Origin of the sequence: Sediminispirochaeta bajacaliforniensis DSM 16054, from assembly GCF_000378205.1 — a bacterium.
In the GTDB taxonomy this organism is placed as follows: Bacteria; Spirochaetota; Spirochaetia; order DSM-16054; family Sediminispirochaetaceae; genus Sediminispirochaeta; species Sediminispirochaeta bajacaliforniensis.
In genome coordinates, this window is record NZ_KB899421.1 from 75,089 (window position 1) to 93,226 (window position 18,138).

Consider the following 18,138-nt stretch of genomic DNA (forward strand, 5'->3'; position numbering starts at 1 on the left):
TGATGAAACTGGACCGGGAAACAGCATTGATAGAAGCCATTTTATTTCTCGAGGGGGACCCGATCAATACGAAGCAGCTGGTGAAATTCTCAAATCTTTCCCCTGAGGTGGTGGAGCATGCTCTCAAACAGCTTCGCGAACGCTATGCTTCGGAGGATTCCGGCATCGAACTGGTGGAAGTTGGAGGCGGATGGCAGTTGGTTCCGAAGGCCGAGCTATGGGATTATCTCAAGGATCGCTACGGCAAGCACAACGATAATAAGCTCTCCCGAGCGGCCCTTGAAACCCTCTCGATCATAGCCTATAGTCAGCCGATAACCAGGGGAGAAATCGAAAATATCAGAGGTGTTTCCGCCGATAGCATGATCAAGCTTCTTCAGAACCGAGGTTTGGTCAAGGGTATTGGGAAAAAGGACGTGCCCGGAAAGCCGACCCAGTACGGCACAACAAAGGAGTTCCTCAAGCTGTTCCGACTTAAAAGCATATCCGACCTTCCGAAACTTGATGATATAAATAGGGACCGGTTCGAACTGAATGGATAAGGGCGATAAAAAAAAGGGGCCGGATGAGGCCGTAAGGCTTCAGCTCTATTTGGCAAGAAGCGGAGTAGGCTCACGCAGAGCCTGCGAGAAACTTATCAGCGAGGGATGCGTCAGAGTAAATGGACAAGTAGCCAGTTCTCAGGGAATAAAGGTAGTTCCTGGAATGGATAGCGTTACCTATCGAGGCAAGCCTGTTTTTCCCACTGGCAAACACTACTACATCGCTCTCAACAAACCTGTTCGTTATCTTTGTACCCATTATGATTCGGAGGGGCGTCCCTTAGCCGAAGACCTTATAAAGGGGAAGTTTCCGGTCCGTCTTTTTAATGTGGGACGACTTGATTTCCTTTCTTCCGGTTTGATTTTCTTTACCAACGACGGCGAATTCGCCAAAATCATCACCCATCCCTCGCACGAGATCGAAAAGGAATATGTAGTGGAGACGGCGAAACGGCTTAGTTCCGAGCTATTGGAAGAGTTCCGCAAGGGGGTCGTTGTAGAAGGCGAGCTCTACCGTATTCATGCATACAACATTATCTCTCCGGTGAAGGTCAGGATCGTTCTGAGGGAAGGTAAAAACAGGGAAATCAGAAAACTCTTTACCAGTAAAAACATAAAGGTAAAACGCCTGCACAGGGTGCGCATCGGCCCTGTTCAGATAGCAGGCATGCATCCTGGTGAGTTCAGAAATCTCAAACCCAAAGAGATTGCCTGGTTCATGAAACAGCAAAAGGGAGAAAAAAGGTGATCGTAGCAATCGACGGGCCGGCGGGGGTCGGGAAGAGTACCATTGCACAAGCAATTGCGCAGAGAAGCGCTTTTTTTTATATAAGTTCAGGAAAATTCTACCGGGCGGTCACCTTTTATGCCCTCGAACAGGGAATCGACATTGAAAAGAAAAAGCGCTTGGTTGATCTCGCAGCATCCCTCTCTTTTTCAATACGAGAAGGTGAATTGTATGTCGAAAACCGTAATGTGGAGCCCTTTCTCCATACAGACCGTATCGACGCATTGGTAGCGACTGTTAGTGCTTATCCCCCTTTACGAGAGGCAATCAATAAGGCGCTCAGAAAAACTACTGCGGAGATGAATGTTGTCATGGAGGGAAGGGATATCACGACTGTTGTTTTTCCTGATGCAGAGGTAAAGATATTTCTGGATGCCAGTGTAGAGACCAGAGCAATGCGTAGGTTCAGGCAGGGAACCAGTGAACTCTCTTATGACGAACTCGCCGACTCAATCAGAAGTCGGGATACCATCGACAGGGAGAAACCGGTGGGCGGACTCAAAGTCGCCGACGATGCTCTCTATATAGATAGCTCGGACTTGACCATAGATCAAGTTTGTGAGAAAGTGGTACAAGAAATATTCAGAGCTGAACAAAAGGTAAACCAGGAGAAAGATGGTAGTGATGACTGAGAAGGATTCCGAGAAAAGCACAGACATTCAGGCTTCTCTGCAGGAAGAGTACCTGAAATCTCTCGAAGAGTTGGAAGAAGGTCAACTCGTCGAGGGGTCCGTAATCCAGGTCGGACCGGAAAATGTTTTTGTCGACGTGGGTTATAAATCCGAGGGTAAGATCCCTCTTTCTGAATTCGAAACTACACCCGAGATTGGTGATATCGTTAATGTTGTTCTTGTTCGCAAGGAAGGAAAAGGCGGACAGGTTGTCGTTTCGAAAAATAAGGCCGACGTCAAACTCTTTTGGAAAGAGCTACGAGAGGCTTTCGACAATGAACAGCCCGTTGAAGGCACCTTTGATAAGGTGATCAAGGGCGGGTTTGAAGTCGATCTGGGACATGGCGTTAGAGGTTTCTGTCCTATGTCGAAAACCGATGTACAGCGGGTGGAGAATCCCGATGAGTATATCGGCCTGAAGGGCAAGTTTCTGATCGACAGGCTTTACAGCGACAACAAATTGAAGATTGTCCTGTCTCGCCGCGGCTTTATGGAGCGCGATATCGCCGAACGGAAAGAGAAGTTTTTCAGCGAAACCTCCATAGGCGATGAGGTCACAGGAACGGTAAAAAGCTTTACCAGTTTCGGTGCCTTTATCGATCTCGGCGGATTCGACGGTTTGCTCCATATCAATGATATGAGTTGGGGGCATGTCACTCGCCCGAAGGATTACGTCAAGAAGGGACAGGAAGTTGAGCTGAAGGTGATCAAGCTTGATCCGGAGGAGCAGAAGATCAATCTTTCGCTCAAACACTTTACCCCGGATCCATGGCTTGCTTTCGAAGCGAAGTACCAGGTTAACGATATTGTTAAAGGAACCGTAACCAAGCTCACCGATTTCGGTGCTTTTATCGAGCTTGAAGAAGGAATCGAGGGGCTTGCACATATTTCCGAGCTTTCATGGGTTAAGCGGATCAACCATCCCAAAGAGGTGTTGAATATCGGTGATGAAGTCGATGTGATGATACTCTCCTACGACATCCAGCAGGGTAGGGTGAGCCTCGGCCTAAAACAGGTTCGTCCAAATCCGTGGGATACCATTGCCGACTCCTATCCCGTAGGTACCAGACTTACTAGGAAGGTAGTCAAGATTACCAATGCGGGAGCCTTTGTGGAGCTCGAAGAGGGAATCGACGGGTTTCTCCATTCCGACGATCTCTCATGGACCAGAAAGATCAAGAATCCCGGTTCCGTTTTGAAGGCCGGTGAAGAGATTGATGTACTTGTTATTAGTGTCGATGAGGAAAGTCATCGGATTCGGCTCGGTGTAAAGCAGCTTGAAGAGGATCCCTGGCAGAGCCTCAGAAAAACCTATCCCAAGGGGAGCGTTATTGAGGGAGAAATCACCAGCGTTACCGATTTTGGGGTGTTTGTGCGTGTTCCCGGCGGCATCGAAGGGTTGATCAATAAATTCAATCTTACTCAACCCGGCGAAGAAGTAAGCGATGAAGTACTGTCACGCTTTAGCCCCGGCGAAAAAATCACCTGCCTTGTAACGGACATTAACCCGCACAGTCAACGGTTGAGCCTCTCCATTCGTGAATACCAGAGAAATCTTCAGCGAAAGGAAATTTCTAAGTATATCCACGATGAAGATGAGGAAACAACCGTCACCTTCGCTGACATCTTGAAGGAGAAGGGTGATTCGCTCGACTCATAGAAGGTATGCTTAACGTCGATGCGCAACGGCTTGAGACCCTCATTGAGATCAATGAGCTTATTAATACGGATTTTCAGGATAGTCGTTCCCTCCTGACGAGAATACTCGAGTCAGCCACACGGCTGACTGGAGGGGAGGCTTCTTCACTTCTTCTTTTACATCCGGCAAATCGTAAACTCTATTTTGAAATAGCCTTGGGAGCGAAGGGCCCCGAAATGAAACGGTTTAGTCTCGATCTGGGAGAAGGGATTGCCGGTTGGGTTGCACAGCATAACCGATCGCTCATGGTAAATGACGTTGAAAATGACAAACGTTTTTTTGCGCAGATAAGTAAAACGATTGGATTTAAAACCGATTCAATTCTTGCCGTTCCGATGCGACTTCGGGAACAGTGTATCGGTGTCATCGAAATTGTCAACAGAAAAGAAGGAAATGCCTTTTCCCAAGATGATTTGCAGTGGCTCGAGGTCTTTGCTAATCAGGCTGCCTTAGCCATCCAAAATGCAAAAGAGTACCAAAAGCTTCTTGAAGAGGTACAGCAACTGCGCCATAAGGTTGATGATAGCACCGAATTCCATCATTTCATCGGTACCAGTAATCTCATTCGGGAAAAACTTGAGCTTGCACGAAGAATCGGTGCAACAGAATCCTCTGTCCTTCTTATAGGAGAAAGCGGAAGCGGAAAAGAGCTGTTTGCAGAACGGATACATCTTGAAAGCATGCGTAGAGAAAAACCCTTCATACGAGTCAATTGTGCAGCTCTTCCTGAACATCTTCTCGAAAGTGAATTATTCGGTCATGTAAAGGGTGCCTTTACCGATGCATCGAAAGAACGCATAGGGAGATTTGAACTTGCCGACGGCGGAACCATTTTTCTGGACGAAGTAGGGGAACTGCCTCTTTCGGTTCAGGCTAAGCTCCTGAGGGTGATTCAGCATCAGGTTTTCGAAAAGGTCGGCAGCAGTGAACCATGCAGGGTTGATACACGGATCATTGCGGCTACCAATAGAAATCTCGAAGAGGCAATGGATAAGGGCTTATTTCGGCAGGATCTTTATTACCGTCTTAATGTGCTTCCTTTCGTCGTTCCTCCCTTAAGGGATCGACCAGAGGATATCCCCGTACTGGCCGATTATTTTTTTAGAAAGACAAAGCGGGAACTCGGGCGTACCGTCTCGGGATTTTCGGCAGAAGCGATGGATGCCCTGCTTTCCTACCGGTGGCCGGGGAACGTCCGGGAATTGGAAAATGTCGTTGAACGCGCCATTGTTATCTCTACCCACGAGTTGATACGCCCGGAGGATCTTATGTTGCCGGGCTCATCATCTCTTACCCCCGATGCCTATGCAGGAAGCAGCTTAAAGGAGGCTGTCCTTCAGTTTAAGCGACATTTCATTACCAAAGCATTGGAAGAACATAACTGGAACCAGACCGATACCGCAAAAGCGGTGGGAATACAAAGAACATATTTATCCAAACTGATAAAGGAACTGGAAATCTCTCGATAGATCAAAGGAGCAGATAGTAGGATCATGGCAAAGAGCTACGATGAAAAAACAGCAACAAGTACATCCGCGAAGATTGCATCCGGGTTACACAAATACCGCAAGGTAATTCTCTACACGCTTATCGCCGTTGTGGCAATTCTTGCAGTCTTGGCGATTGCTTCGATACTTAAGCAGCGAAAAACCGATGCGGGAACCATAGTCGCCGAAGAGCTTCAGGAAAGCTATGCAAAGTGGCTTCAGGCTTCCGACGATGAAAAGGCTTCTCTCGAGAAAGAGGTTCTCGACAAGGCAGACGCTATCAAGGCAAAATACCGCGGGACCTTTCCCCATCAGCGGGCGCTCCTGGTATTGGGAAACCTTGCCTTTGAAAAGAGCCAGTGGGATGATGCGCAAAAGGATTTCGCCCAACTTGCTAAGGAATATCCCAAAAGTTACCTTGCCCCTGTTGCTCTTATGAACCAGGCGGCTGCACTTGAAGAGGCCGGCAAGAATAAAGAGGCGGTCGAAATTTACCAGAAAGTCTTTGACACATATAAAGAAACTAGTCCCGATGCACCGCGGGCTCTTTTTTCCATTGCAAGACTCTATGAAACCACCGGACAGAACGAGGCTGCCCTTGATGCCTACAGGGAAGTCGCCGACAGCTTCCCTGACAGTGATTGGACAAAACTATCCAGGGATCGTATAATCTACCTGGAAACACATTAGTGGTGGGAGGCAGCGCAAAATGAAAACCGCAAGAAAGCGTTTACCATTTTTCGAAACCCGTTTCTTCGGTTTTTTCATTGCGCTGCTTGTCGTTGTTTTTTTCGCACTTATTAATAATTACACCTCGTTTTTCAGTAATATCGAAGATAAGGTCCTTGATCTGCATTTTCGTTACAAAGATGTCTACGAAAACAAAAGCAGACAGGAAGGGGTGTATGAAGTAGCCGAGAATCCGAATATCAATAAAGACATTCTTATTGTCGGTATCGATTTTCGTACCCTTAACAGGTTGGGCCGTTGGCCCTTTCCCCGTTATACCCATGCAGCGCTTTTAAACACCTTTTCGCGTATTCAGGACCAAAGTCAGAGGGAGAGGTCGGTCTTTCTGGATATCTTTTTCAACGAACCTGCGGACAATGCCATAGACGACGTTATTCTCCTTGAAAGCATGGGAGAAAACGGCAGGGTCTTTCTCGAGACCTTGATGGACGAGGTCCCGCCTCCGAAGGAAGATGCGACAGAGCTTTTCGAACGACAAAACACCCTCATTCAAACCCACGGGTCAATTAATAATATCCAAGGTGATTGGAAGTCGATGATCAGCTTTCCGGGCCTCCAGCCTCCGTTGCGCCCTTATGGAAGGAAGGCCGCAGGATTCGGCCATGCAAACTACCTTAAAGATGCCGATGAGGTATTCAGACGGCAGCCTTTAATCGTAAAATCATCCCAGCTGCTTGAGGAAATTCCACTTCAGAATATAACACCGGGATTTTCTGTGGATGAGGACCACTTCCAGCGACTGGCGTGGACCGATGAAACTGGTGGGCAGCATAATATACCGTACCCCATCACCGAAAAAGTACTTGAAAAGATTTCTGCCGAGATCGATGCAAAATCACCCAAACGAGTAGTGGACAACGATGGGGACGGAGAACCGGACGAGAGCTATTCCATCGTAAAGCTTTATCAGGATCGTTTTCTGCCTTCTATAACCCTTTCCCTGGCGCTCAACTATTTCAATAAGCGGATTGACGACATCGATATTGTCCTCGGGAAACAGATTCATATTCCCCAGCCTCAGTACTTCGATGCGGAAAAAAATATCTGGGTTCCTTATCAAATGCTTCTTAAACCGGCTCTCTACGATGCGGATGGGAATGAGGTCGAAGCTGCAGAAACAAAGGTTCTTCGTGATATAAACATTCCGATAGATAGAGACGGGAACATGCTGATCAACTTTATGGGCTTTCCCAGTTTTGCCACTACCGGATCACGTCAAACCTTCCCTGTGCGTTCTTATTCCGCCTATGCCTCAAATCCTCCGGGGCTTGATCCGGTAAAATGGCCGAGAACAAGAGCCCTTACCAATAAGATCGTCATGGTTGGAGCCTTTGCCCGCGGGATTGCGGACGACGAAAAACCGACCCCCTTCGGCCTGATGTATGGTGTAGAGATCCATGCAAACGCCCTCAATACCATTCTCATGAATAAATTCATCCATAGCGTGCCGTTTTGGGTCAACCTTCTGGTCTTGGTCGCAATGGTATTTCTGGTGAGTCTGCTCAGCTCCAGATTTTCGACAATCTGGGCCTTTATAGCCTTGCTTCTGCTGGTCGCATCCCTCTTTATTACCGCTTCGATCCTTTTCGATCGCAGTGCCCTTCTTCTTGAATTCACCACACCGGCCCTTGCCTCGCTTTTCGCCTTCCTTTCCATTATTGCCTACAGGGCAATGACGGAAGAGAAGGATAAACGACGCATCAGATCGATGTTCGGAACCTATGTCAGTCCCAAGGTCGTCGATCAAATTCTTACCAATCCCCCCGAGCTCGGTGGGGTGGACAAAGAGCTGACCGTCTTTTTTTCCGATATACGAGGCTTCACCACCATCAGTGAAAGCATGACACCGCAGGAGCTGGTAAAAATTCTCAACCGCTACCTTACGGCCATGACCGATATTGTTTTGGAACACGAGGGGACCTTGGATAAGTACGAAGGTGATGCCATCATGTGTTTCTGGGGTGCTCCGGTATCTCAGAGCGACCATGCCCTACGGGCCTGCAAATGTGCGGTTCAGCAGCTTGAGGCCCTTAAAAAGCTGAATGCACAGCTGCCGGAATCGCAGCGGATCGATATCGGGATAGGTATCAACTCGGGAATCATGACTGTCGGTAATATGGGAAGTACTCAGCGTATGGACTATACCCTTATCGGGGATAACGTCAATCTGGGCGCACGGCTTGAGGGTACGAACAAAGCCTACCACACAAACATTATCATCAGCGAATACACCTACGGCCTCGTTAAGGACCACGTTATTGCCCGTGAACTTGACAATATCAGGGTTAAGGGTAAAAACAAGCCGGTACTTATTTATGAACTCATTGATTATCTGGAGTAAGGCCTCAAGAAAACGGGCCACTGCTCTATATGGTCTTTTCATTGCACTTCTTACTCTGCTTTTTACCAACTGCGGAATCCCTACGGTTGTCTATCTGGAAGCGCCGGACAAAATCGGTAGCGGAACCGTAGGGTTTTATCATGCCGATACAAACAACCCTGATATCTTTCAGGGCTACGAGATTTTTTACTGCTTTTACGATCCGAGCAATCCGCCGGTTTCCTCGACGAGCTCAAGCAGCGCATGGGAGTCCTACGCCGAAAAGTATCTTACCAATTCGGTGTTGATCAATCCCGACAACAAGCTTATGGCGTATAGCTATGACTCCGGTCTTTCTCATAATATTCGCCGCGCCTACAATAAAGATTTCACAGATAACGATACAACAGAGGGGGAGTATATTTCGGTATCAATTCCTGTCGATCCCACTACGGTTTCTTCCTCCGGCGGAGATACAATTCGGTTTATTTTATTAGACTCTGGCAGTACTTATTCACTGTATGCATATACTGGGACGACAGGAGAATCAGCGGCAAACGTAATTGGAGTCTCGTCATTTATCAGCAGTCTGTCACTTTATCGGAAAGTGTATACTGACAGCGATAAAGATACCCTTGAAATTAAGGATTTTTTTACTGTAAGTGCGAACGATGATGACTGTCCGGTTTCAAGTGGTAGTGTTAGTGTAGCATTTTTTGCCGTAGCTACGGGGTTCGATAGTTCTTCAACCAGCAGAATTGTAAGTGATATTACCTTTATCGGGACATATTCTTCTATTTCGACGAGTAGTAGTTAGCTTTTCTAAATGTCAATTTTTCTTACCAGGGGGTTTCGGTACTATCATGTTTGATTATTATCTTCTTATCGGCCTTATCTATACGATTATAGGATTCTTCTTTGCGCTTCTCTATTATTTTGTCTTCAAAAAGCCGATCTTCGGACGTTTCGTAGGTGCACTTATTGTGGCGTTGGTCGGATCTTTTTTCGGCGGGGTTGTTGAGTATCTTTTTTCCGATCTTATACATTCGCTTACCAATTTTGCCGGAGTAGTGAATATTTTTCCGCCGATCATCGTGTCTATCATCTTCCTTCAGATCTTCTCCAGTGTGGGTGCAGGGAAGAAGAATCGTGATAAAGAAGATAGATAATCCCTGGAGGGGGCTTGTTTAGATTAGTCATAGCAGATGATGAACATAGGGTTTGTCAGCTCATCCAAAATATAATTCCCTGGAATGATTACCAAGTCCAAGTTTCCGGTACGGCGTATAACGGGATCGATGCATTTCGGCTGATTCAGGAAGTTCAACCTGATATTGTGATAACAGACATCCGTATGCCCGGATATGATGGGATAACCCTCATCGGTAAAAGTAAAGCGCTCTATCCCGATATCAGTTTCATTATCGTGAGCGGTTACAGAGATTTCGAATATGCACAAAGTGCTCTTAAGTTCGGGGCGGATGATTATCTTCTCAAGCCGATATCTGGTGAAGAAATAAAACGAATCATCATGAAGGTAATCGCCAAGAAACTGGAACAAGAAGAAAAATATCAACATGAAAACAGGCTCCAGAATGAACTTCTCAAGAGCAGAGAGACCTTACGAAAACAGTTTGCAAAGGACCTTATCGATAGGGAATGTCGTGTTGATAAAAACGCTTTATCCGATGTTCAGGATCACTACCTCATTCGATTCCAAAGTCCCTACTTCCAAGTGCTTATCGTTCGGCTGGACAATCTTGAGCCGTTGCAAGATTATGAACCCGATAGGGTCATCGATACAATACGAGAAAAAGTTGAGATTGCCGCCTCAGCATGTTTAGGGGAGATGGTTCATGAAGTATTTTGTACCTTCACCGGTTTTAGCATTATCTACATCCTGAATATCAAAGAGAATAACGGCCTATCCTATAGAGATGAAGAAGAGCTCTTTGAAGCAGCATCCCAGAAACTTACGGAATATGGCAAATGGAAGGTTTCCATCTGTATCGGTAGACCCGTTCACGCATTTGAGAGGCTTTCCGATAGTTATGCCGATGCTCTCCTTGCATTACGACAACGTATTTTTCATGTTGCAAGAAAAATTTATCACTCGAACTATGTGTCCGACGTTGAAAAAGAACTTCTCAAGTTCGATCTTCCTGGTTTTGAAAAAAGAGTTACCACCATATTGAGTAATGAAGATCTCTCTCAGATAAGAAACGGTTTTGAAGAATTGTTCTCTTCGACACCGATTTTTCACCGTATATTCAACCCCGATACGCTTCAATACCTGTGTATCTACGTAACTGACTCCGTTGTCAAAAAGCTCCAAGCCATGGGTAGTGATGAAGAGGTCGTTTTATCCATTAGAAAAAAAGCAGGGCTCATACTTGACGTATCATGTAGCATCGAGCTTTTGTTCACTCGGTTGATCAATCTTTATGTCCAGGTACTTGAAAATATCCTTACCTCAAAGCGGATCCAGGCCTATAAGCCGATCAGAATCGCAATTGAATATATTGAAAAACACCATGCCGAAAGCATAGATTTGAATTTAGTTGCAAAAGAAGCAGGATTCAATCCCATCTATTTCAGTTCATTATTCAAAAAAGAGACTGGTATAAATTTCAAAGACTATATCCAGCAAAAGAGAATCGAAACGGCTAAGGAGCTGCTTTTATCAAGCAACCAGACCATAATGGCAATCAGCGAGAAAGTTGGGTATAAGGATGTTCGGTATTTCAGTAAGATATTTACAAAGATAGTCGGTATCAAACCTCATATGTACCGAAAAATCTATGGCTAAAGCACGTAGGGCCGTTAACCGAACCATCGCTGCCGCTTTATTGTGTCATCTTTCGTGTATTTTGTTTCTTACGCTCGTCTTGATTGTCTCCTTTGTTTTCGATTTTTTTCATTGTATACTTGGTCTAACCTTCAGAGCCCTGTTTATCGTATTATACCTCTACTGTCTTGCCTCTTTTATTAAACATGTGTATTCGCCGTTGAAAAAAGTCGAAGAAGCAATGGAACAATTATCAAGAGAGGAGGACACCGACATTTTTCGAGTCTTTGAGATCGATTCAAATGATTCAGGGGGTGCACTTTCAACCCATTTTGCCGAGCTTATACAACTTCTTAAAGAGTCTCTTAATCGAGAATATACGGCCGATATCCTTAAAAAAGAGGCTGAACTTAACGCCTTACAAAGCCAGATAAATCCGCATTTTCTGTATAATGTCTTGGATGCCATCCGCGGACACGCCTTAACCGAGGGCGTTACGGAAATTGCCGATATGACTGAAGCCCTTTCAAAATTATTTCGCTATAGCGTCAGCCATTGGGAAAGCGAGGTTACCCTTGACCGTGAACTGGTGAATGTGCAGAACTATTTTAAAATTCAGCAATACCGGTTCAACAACAAATTCGATTTACGCATACTGATAGAAGATAACGAAGAGGATACCCTCTCTTGCTATATTCCAAAACTAACACTCCAACCTATTATTGAGAATGCAATCTATCATGGGCTTGAAATGAAAATGGACAGGGGATTGGTAACGATACGAACCAAATTGGCGGAAAAGCTACTCTTAATCGAGATTAGCGATGATGGGGTAGGTGTCGAACCAGGCTTGCTTGAGAAGATAAATAATTCCTTTAAAGCGTGGAATACCATCAAAATGAAAGGCAAAGAAACAGGCGGCAGCGGGATCGCCCTTACAAATGTAAATAGTCGTATAAAGATGATGTATGGAGAAGAGTATGGACTCTATATGTACAGCACCCAGAATATAGGATCAATGATAGAAATTTTGCTTCCAATCAGCGGACAGGAGGAAAAAGAAAGGACAGAGAGCGGTGGGTGAATTATTACGAATTAGAGAACTCACGACAGGCCGTTTTCACGGCTCGGCTTTACATGAATTCCGATTACAAATTTTCGAACAGGAGCTTTTGGGCCTTGTCGGGCTAAACGGCTCGGGTAAGAGCACTCTTGCCGGGATTTTCGCAGGAGAAATTCCCGTAAAGCAGGGTGTGCTTTTTTTTGATGGGAACAGGTACGATTGGACTGTACAGAAGATTTCTCGAACGTTTTTTGAGCGTGTGGGGTTTTATGTTGTTCGAAATGAAACACGCCTCATAGGTAATCTTAATATTGCCGAAAACATGTCCATTTCTTTCAAACCGCATCTGCGAGATATATGGAAAAATCCTGGTAAACAGGAAAAAGTAGTCACCGCTGTCCTCCATGAGTTTACACCGTCACTTAACCCTTACGAGAAGGGAGGTACGCTTTCTCTTGCCGTTCATTGGGAACTCGGAATTCTAAAAGCCTATATGAACGGTGCAAAACTTATCATACTCGACAGAATATTTGAATTTTGCAGCAAGAGCGAACAAGACGAACTTTTCACCTTGATACATAGACTGAATCAGAAGGGTACAAGCTTTCTGATTACCTATAATAAAGTCGCTCCTATTCTTGAAACCTGTGACAGGGTTGCCGTGGTTCGCGACGGTACACTGTCCGCGATCATCCATAAGAACGATTACGATCCAAAACTGGTGGCACTTCATTTGCTTATCGGTCAGGATTATATCGGCCGCGAGGCTGTCAGAAAGGTGGACGACAAGACGGGGGAAAAACCCCTTATGGAAATTCGTAATCTATGTGCAGGTGTTGAATTGCAAAATTTCAGCTTTACTCTTTATAAAGAGGAGATCCTGGGGATTTCTGACCCGGTACAGGAAAAAACCACAGCGCTCTTACGTGTCTTGAATGGAAGCAAAACACCGGAAAAAGGAGAAATATACGTGCATGGCAAGCCTCTTGTGTTCGGAAGTGAACATCATGCACTTCGCTATGGCATCGGTATTGTTTCCGAAAAATTCTTCGACAACCTTTTCTTTCGTGATCTATCCACAGGTGATAACCTCATACTTTCTGTCGCAAAACGAGCTTCTCGCTTTTTGGGCTACATTCCTTCCTTGGTGGAGCAGTATTTCAGAAGAAGATATCCCGCGGAAATAGGTATTCCGGGGCAACTTGCGGAAAGGCCGGTAAAATTTCTCGAACAGGATTTGCAATTCATTCTTGCATTGCATATGAGGATCCTTAGCGGTGCAAAGGTATTTCTCTTGGAAAACCCGGTACGTAGTGCCGACCTGTTAACCAGGAATATGGTATATCAAAAGATAGATTCACTCAGGAAAAAAAAGATGGGAGTTATTTTCATTTCTGCGGACTATTCTGAGCTCGACGGTTTTTGCGATAGGATTATTCAATGCGACAGTCAAGGGATGATAGGAGGCGATAAGACGCCATGAAAAAAATCTCACGAGTATTACACCATAATATTCTTCTTATCTTCCTGATCCTTGCCGTTGAGTTGATATTTCTAAGGCTATCGCTGCCTCGATTTTTTTCCTTGGGAACACTTTTAAGTTTTGGAAGGCAAACCGCTATTACCGCTATCCTTGCCATTGGTATGGGAATTGTACTTATCAGCGGCGGTATCGATCTTTCCCTGGGGGCGATTGTTTCTATGATAGGAATGGTAGCGGCAACCTTCATGGTTCGCCTCAATCTACCCATTTTCATCGTCCTACTTTCCTGTATTCTTCTGGGATGCCTTCTTGGAGCCGTAAATGGTTTTATCTGTGCCAAAATAAGGATCCATCCGTTTATTCTTACGACCGCATCGGCCGTTATCTACCGAGGTGCTGCAAATATTCTAAGCAACGGAATGCCCATATACGGCCTTCCTGTGAATTTCCTGCAGATCGACAAATATCATCTTTTCGGCATACCAGTGTCGGTATTGATACTCCTTATGTGTCTTCTAATGGGAAACTATCTACTAAAAAAAACCTATCTCGGAAAGTATATATATGCTATTGGACTCGACGAAAAAAGCGCCGAATACGCCGGCATAAATTCCAGACAAATAAAGATCATCGTGTATTGCATCTCCGGCTTTTTCTACGGCATCGGTAGTATTTTGCTTCTAACAAGGATAGGTTCCGCACAACCAACAGCCATGAACGGAATTGAACTGGATGTTCTGGTTGCAGCCGCCATCGGCGGCATCGGCTTTAAAGGGGGGAAGGGCCACCTGCTTAACATTATACTCGGAGTATTTGTCATGGAAATTTTTGGCGACACCCTTATCGTTTTTAACGTTGGGGAATATTACCGGAGTATTTTTAAGGGAATCGTACTTCTCATTGCACTCTTTGCAGATGGAGCCCTCCGGAACGACAGAAATATCACCTAATTTCCATCTTTTTCTGAATTTCATCAACATCAATCTATAATCTGTCACATTGCGGGGCAAATTTTGCGATGGTATCATCGTAACTGAAGAAAATCCGGAAAGGGGTTTATTGTGTCCGATCCTATTCTCGAAATGAAAAACATCACGAAAAGTTTCTCAGGTGTCAAGGTCTTGGACAATGTGGAATTGACCGTCATGCCTGCTGAGGTACATGCACTTATGGGGGAGAACGGGGCAGGAAAATCAACGCTCATGAATATTCTCAGGGGGATATATCAACCTGATGGTGGTGATATCTTTTTAGATGGGAAAAAGATTGTTAATCATAATCCGAAAGAAGCCACGGAACATAGAATCTCAATGATTCATCAGGAACTTCATCCCATTTTGGATATGAATGTTGCCGAAAACATCTTCCTCGGTAGAGAAATAAAGCGGGGTACCGATGGGATTTGCAGCATTGTTAATAAAAGAAAAATGAAGGAAGAGGCCCAAAACCTTTTTGATATGATAGGAATAGCGATCAACCCCTCGATCCTCATGCGTAATCTCAGCGTAGCCCAGTGCCAACTTGTGGAGATTGTCAAGGCAATTTCCATCTCTGCAAAAATAGTCATTATGGATGAACCGACTTCGGCTTTAACCGAAAAGGAAGTCGACCTTCTTTTCAAGCAGATAGACAAACTTAGATCGGGCGGAGTTTCGGTGATTTATATCTCTCACAAGATGGATGAGATATTTCGTGTCGCCGACTCCATAACGGTCCTCAGGGATGGCCAGTTTATTGGTAGTGATAAAGCAGAAAATTTAGATAAGAACAATCTTATTAAGATGATGGTAGGAAGAGAACTAACTGAAATCTTTCCGAAAGCAGAGGCACGTATCGGTGAGGTTGTTCTTGAAGCTCGTCATTATAGTTGGGAGAACAAGGTGAAAAATGTCAGCTTCTCACTGCGTCGTGGCGAAATATTAGGGATAGCAGGTCTAGTCGGTGCGGGTAGAAGCGAGTTGGTTGAAACGCTTTTTGGGGTTCATCCCAATTATGATGGCGAGTTGTATATCGAAGGGAAGCCTGTCGACATCAGAAAAACCGGCGACGCCATTGTTCATAAGATTGCTTTGATCACAGAAGATAGAAAACAGACAGGTTTGAATCTTTCGGCTTCCATCGAACAAAATATTACGCTTGTGTCGTTAGAACAGCTTTTCCCGCATGGCATTATCAACAAAAAAAAAGAAGCATTGGTTACGGAAAAAAGTATGCAACGGCTTGGAGTAAAGGCCGGTTCAAGAAGTGTAAAAACCGTTTCGTTAAGTGGAGGAAATCAACAAAAGGTGGTCATAGCAAAGTGGTTACTTACAGAACCGGAGATAATTATCATGGACGAACCGACCAGAGGTATCGATGTCGGTGCCAAACGAGATATCTATCTGCTTTTGGGAGAACTTGTTCAAGCCGGTAAGGCTGTATTGATGATCTCGTCTGAGATCCCCGAAATTATGGGTGTTGCAGATCGTATTCTTGTTATGGCCGAAGGAAGAATTACCGGAGAACTTGATCGTAAAGATTTTTCTCAAGAGAAGATTATGTATTTTGCTTCACAATTCGACAAAGGAAATGAGAATGAAGAAAATTAGGAATTTTATGTCGCTACACTCAATGCGGGAGTTGGGAATTGTTTTTGTTTTTGCTGCAATCCTCCTGATTCTCATAATCCTTTCGCCAAATGCTTTTGCGAGGCCTGCCAATTTAATTAATATCATCAAGCAGGCTTCGATAAACGGCATTCTTGCCATGGGCATGATGTTTGTCATCATTAGCGACGGTATAGACCTTTCCGTGGGATCCATTGTTGCACTGACAGGGGTCGTTTCTGCAAGTTTCGCACATCCTGGCGAGTATCCACTTATCGTTCCAATTATTCTCGCCCTTAGCATCGGACTTTTTGTCGGATGGCTTAATGGAGTAGGAGTTGCCGTTGGAAATATCCCGGCCTTCATCGTTACATTAGGAATGATGACCATGATTCGAGGGGTTGCCTTAATTGTAAGCAGAGGCGCTCCTGTCTTCGGCGTTACCAAAGCCTATGAATTTATTGCAGGCGGTTTTCTTTTTGATCGCATTCCGCTTCTTGTAGTCTATTTTACCATCATTACCTTAATAAGCGCATATATACTTACAAAGACGGTTTTTGGCAGAAGGGTCTATGCCGTCGGTGGTAATGATATTTCAGCGGCTTTTTCCGGAATCAACGTAAAGAAAATTCGCATCTCAGTGTACATGATTTCAGGACTTTTGGCAGGATTTGCCGGCTTGCTTCTTGCATCGAGAACCGTATCAGGAAATCCAACTGCTGGACAGTCTTACGAACTTGATGCAATAGCAGCAGCCGTTATCGGTGGTGTAAGCATGTCCGGAGGCTCCGGAAAATGGTACGGCACGGTTATCGGTGCTCTCTTAATTGCTGTGATAGGAAATGGGCTTGATATTCTGAATGTGTCATCTCATTACCAATTAGTCATCAAGGGGGCAATTATCATTTCCGCCGTCCTTCTTGATGTAAAAGGAAAGGAAAAAGCGGCATAACGCCGTTTAAAATAACTTTCACGACGAGGAGGATTCTTTATGAGAAAAGTCTTACTAATGACAATGGGCATCATGTTGATGACATCAAGTCTTTTGTTTGCCGCAGGATCGGCAGAAGATGGGGCTGCTAAGCCAAAGAGATATGCGCTTATGATGAGCCACATGACAAATGCCTTTACCATGGAATTGTCGGATGCCGTAAAATCAAAGGCAAAGGAGTTGGGTGTCGATCTTACCGTCTTTGACGGCGGCCAGGATGTTTCAAAACAAATTAGCCAAGTAGAATCGGCAATAAACCAAGGCTATGCCGGCATTCTCATTGAGCCTGCTTCGGTAGATGGAATCAAACCTGCGGCAGAAGCGGCAAAGAAGGCAGGAATCCCTCTAATTACCGTTAATCAGCGGATCACCGATCAGGAACTTGCCAGTGCCTATGTCGGTGCGAATCCGGTTGAAGGTGGCGAACTTGAAATGCGTACCGCTGCAGAAGCAATTGGGGGAAAGGGGAAAGTTGCTTTCCTTCTCGGTCCTCTTGGTTCGGATGCACAGATAGGCAGAACTCAAGGATACTATAATGTTCTGAAAGAGTATCCAGGAATCGAAGTCGCATACGAACAGAGCGCAAATTGGCGGACAGACGAGGCCTTAAAGCTCGTAGAGAATTGGTTACAGACTGGTGTGGAACTAAAAGCAATTGTGGCCAACAACGACGGTATGGCCCTTGGCGCCCTTAAGGCTGTTGAAGATGCAAAAATGCTTGATAAGATTAAGATCTATGGTCTTGATGCTACACCTGATGCACTTGCTGCGGTTAAAGAAGGTCGTTTGTCTGCAACAATCTCACAGAGCACCACGGAACAAGGTATGGTCGCCATGGAAACCATCGTCAAAATAGTCAATGGGGAGAAGGTGCCAGCCGAGATAATCGTCGGCCACACCTTATTGGATAAAAAGGCTGTCGACCAAATGGCCAAAAACTAAAAACGAGAGAATCCTTTTGAAGGTAAAGGC

General features: G+C 45.1%; 16 protein-coding genes. All 16 read left to right on the top strand.

Annotated elements, in window-relative coordinates; translation table 11 throughout:
- The first annotated feature begins 2 nt into the window (after nucleotides 1-2).
- A complete protein-coding gene (scpB, locus tag F459_RS0115505; protein ID WP_020613635.1) occupies nucleotides 3-542 on the top strand; it encodes an SMC-Scp complex subunit ScpB in 540 nt (179 codons plus the stop codon).
- Nucleotides 535-1,290, top strand: a complete 756-nt coding sequence (locus F459_RS0115510; protein ID WP_020613636.1) for a pseudouridine synthase — start codon at nucleotides 535-537, stop codon at nucleotides 1,288-1,290. Before scpB ends, F459_RS0115510 begins: the two co-directional genes overlap by 8 nt.
- Complete coding sequence (gene cmk, locus F459_RS0115515) at nucleotides 1,287-1,961, top strand: (d)CMP kinase (protein WP_020613637.1); 675 nt, start codon at nucleotides 1,287-1,289, stop codon at nucleotides 1,959-1,961. The genes F459_RS0115510 and cmk overlap by 4 nt, the downstream gene beginning before the upstream one ends.
- The gene (gene rpsA, locus F459_RS0115520) at nucleotides 1,954-3,660 is read left to right on the top strand and encodes a 30S ribosomal protein S1 (RefSeq protein ID WP_020613638.1); all 1,707 of its coding nucleotides are present in this window, start codon (nucleotides 1,954-1,956) and stop codon (nucleotides 3,658-3,660) included. The genes cmk and rpsA overlap by 8 nt, the downstream gene beginning before the upstream one ends.
- Before the next feature lie 5 nt (nucleotides 3,661-3,665).
- Entirely contained in the window at nucleotides 3,666-5,168 is a 1,503-nt protein-coding gene (locus F459_RS0115525) for a sigma-54 interaction domain-containing protein (RefSeq protein ID WP_020613639.1), read from the top strand.
- A 24-nt stretch (nucleotides 5,169-5,192) separates the two neighbouring features.
- Nucleotides 5,193-5,876 carry a tetratricopeptide repeat protein gene (locus tag F459_RS0115530; RefSeq protein WP_020613640.1) on the top strand — a complete coding sequence of 228 codons (684 nt, stop codon included), beginning with the start codon at nucleotides 5,193-5,195 and terminating at the stop codon, nucleotides 5,874-5,876.
- 19 nt (nucleotides 5,877-5,895) lie between these two features.
- The gene (locus F459_RS0115535) at nucleotides 5,896-8,277 is read left to right on the top strand and encodes an adenylate/guanylate cyclase domain-containing protein (RefSeq protein ID WP_020613641.1); all 2,382 of its coding nucleotides are present in this window, start codon (nucleotides 5,896-5,898) and stop codon (nucleotides 8,275-8,277) included.
- Nucleotides 8,252-9,073, top strand: a complete 822-nt coding sequence (locus F459_RS0115540; protein ID WP_020613642.1) for a hypothetical protein — start codon at nucleotides 8,252-8,254, stop codon at nucleotides 9,071-9,073. Before F459_RS0115535 ends, F459_RS0115540 begins: the two co-directional genes overlap by 26 nt.
- 46 nt (nucleotides 9,074-9,119) lie before the next feature.
- Nucleotides 9,120-9,425, top strand: a complete 306-nt coding sequence (locus tag F459_RS0115545) for a hypothetical protein (RefSeq protein ID WP_013254647.1) — start codon at nucleotides 9,120-9,122, stop codon at nucleotides 9,423-9,425.
- Nucleotides 9,426-9,439: 14 nt separating this feature from the next.
- Nucleotides 9,440-11,065, top strand: coding sequence for a response regulator (locus F459_RS0115550; protein ID WP_020613643.1), 1,626 nt, complete (start codon nucleotides 9,440-9,442; stop codon nucleotides 11,063-11,065).
- Nucleotides 11,058-12,128, top strand: coding sequence for a sensor histidine kinase (locus F459_RS0115555; RefSeq protein ID WP_020613644.1), 1,071 nt, complete (start codon nucleotides 11,058-11,060; stop codon nucleotides 12,126-12,128). The genes F459_RS0115550 and F459_RS0115555 overlap by 8 nt, the downstream gene beginning before the upstream one ends.
- Entirely contained in the window at nucleotides 12,121-13,590 is a 1,470-nt protein-coding gene (locus tag F459_RS0115560; RefSeq protein WP_020613645.1) for an ATP-binding cassette domain-containing protein, read from the top strand. The genes F459_RS0115555 and F459_RS0115560 overlap by 8 nt, the downstream gene beginning before the upstream one ends.
- Nucleotides 13,587-14,540: an ABC transporter permease gene (locus tag F459_RS0115565; RefSeq protein WP_020613646.1), complete on the top strand. Its 954-nt coding sequence runs from the start codon at nucleotides 13,587-13,589 to the stop codon at nucleotides 14,538-14,540. Before F459_RS0115560 ends, F459_RS0115565 begins: the two co-directional genes overlap by 4 nt.
- Nucleotides 14,541-14,651: 111 nt before the next feature.
- Nucleotides 14,652-16,178, top strand: coding sequence for a sugar ABC transporter ATP-binding protein (locus F459_RS0115570; RefSeq protein ID WP_020613647.1), 1,527 nt, complete (start codon nucleotides 14,652-14,654; stop codon nucleotides 16,176-16,178).
- Nucleotides 16,165-17,127 (top strand): ABC transporter permease, encoded by a 963-nt coding sequence (locus F459_RS0115575; RefSeq protein WP_013254653.1) that lies wholly within the window; start codon nucleotides 16,165-16,167, stop codon nucleotides 17,125-17,127. The genes F459_RS0115570 and F459_RS0115575 overlap by 14 nt, the downstream gene beginning before the upstream one ends.
- Before the next feature lie 39 nt (nucleotides 17,128-17,166).
- A complete protein-coding gene (locus tag F459_RS0115580) occupies nucleotides 17,167-18,108 on the top strand; it encodes a sugar ABC transporter substrate-binding protein (protein WP_026295061.1) in 942 nt (313 codons plus the stop codon).
- Nucleotides 18,109-18,138: the final 30 nt, after the last annotated feature.

What these genes read in the sequence shown, in the direction of transcription:
- scpB (WP_020613635.1), top strand. Translation starts at nt 3, where the DNA reads ATGAAACTGGACCGGGAAACAGCATTGATAGAAGCCATTTTATTTCTC.
- F459_RS0115510 (WP_020613636.1), top strand. Translation starts at nt 535, where the DNA reads ATGGATAAGGGCGATAAAAAAAAGGGGCCGGATGAGGCCGTAAGGCTT.
- rpsA (WP_020613638.1), top strand. Translation starts at nt 1,954, where the DNA reads ATGACTGAGAAGGATTCCGAGAAAAGCACAGACATTCAGGCTTCTCTG.
- F459_RS0115525 (WP_020613639.1), top strand. Translation starts at nt 3,666, where the DNA reads ATGCTTAACGTCGATGCGCAACGGCTTGAGACCCTCATTGAGATCAAT.
- F459_RS0115530 (WP_020613640.1), top strand. Translation starts at nt 5,193, where the DNA reads ATGGCAAAGAGCTACGATGAAAAAACAGCAACAAGTACATCCGCGAAG.
- F459_RS0115535 (WP_020613641.1), top strand. Translation starts at nt 5,896, where the DNA reads ATGAAAACCGCAAGAAAGCGTTTACCATTTTTCGAAACCCGTTTCTTC.
- F459_RS0115540 (WP_020613642.1), top strand. Translation starts at nt 8,252, where the DNA reads ATGAACTCATTGATTATCTGGAGTAAGGCCTCAAGAAAACGGGCCACT.
- F459_RS0115545 (WP_013254647.1), top strand. Translation starts at nt 9,120, where the DNA reads ATGTTTGATTATTATCTTCTTATCGGCCTTATCTATACGATTATAGGA.
- F459_RS0115555 (WP_020613644.1), top strand. Translation starts at nt 11,058, where the DNA reads ATGGCTAAAGCACGTAGGGCCGTTAACCGAACCATCGCTGCCGCTTTA.
- F459_RS0115565 (WP_020613646.1), top strand. Translation starts at nt 13,587, where the DNA reads ATGAAAAAAATCTCACGAGTATTACACCATAATATTCTTCTTATCTTC.
- F459_RS0115575 (WP_013254653.1), top strand. Translation starts at nt 16,165, where the DNA reads ATGAAGAAAATTAGGAATTTTATGTCGCTACACTCAATGCGGGAGTTG.
- F459_RS0115580 (WP_026295061.1), top strand. Translation starts at nt 17,167, where the DNA reads ATGAGAAAAGTCTTACTAATGACAATGGGCATCATGTTGATGACATCA.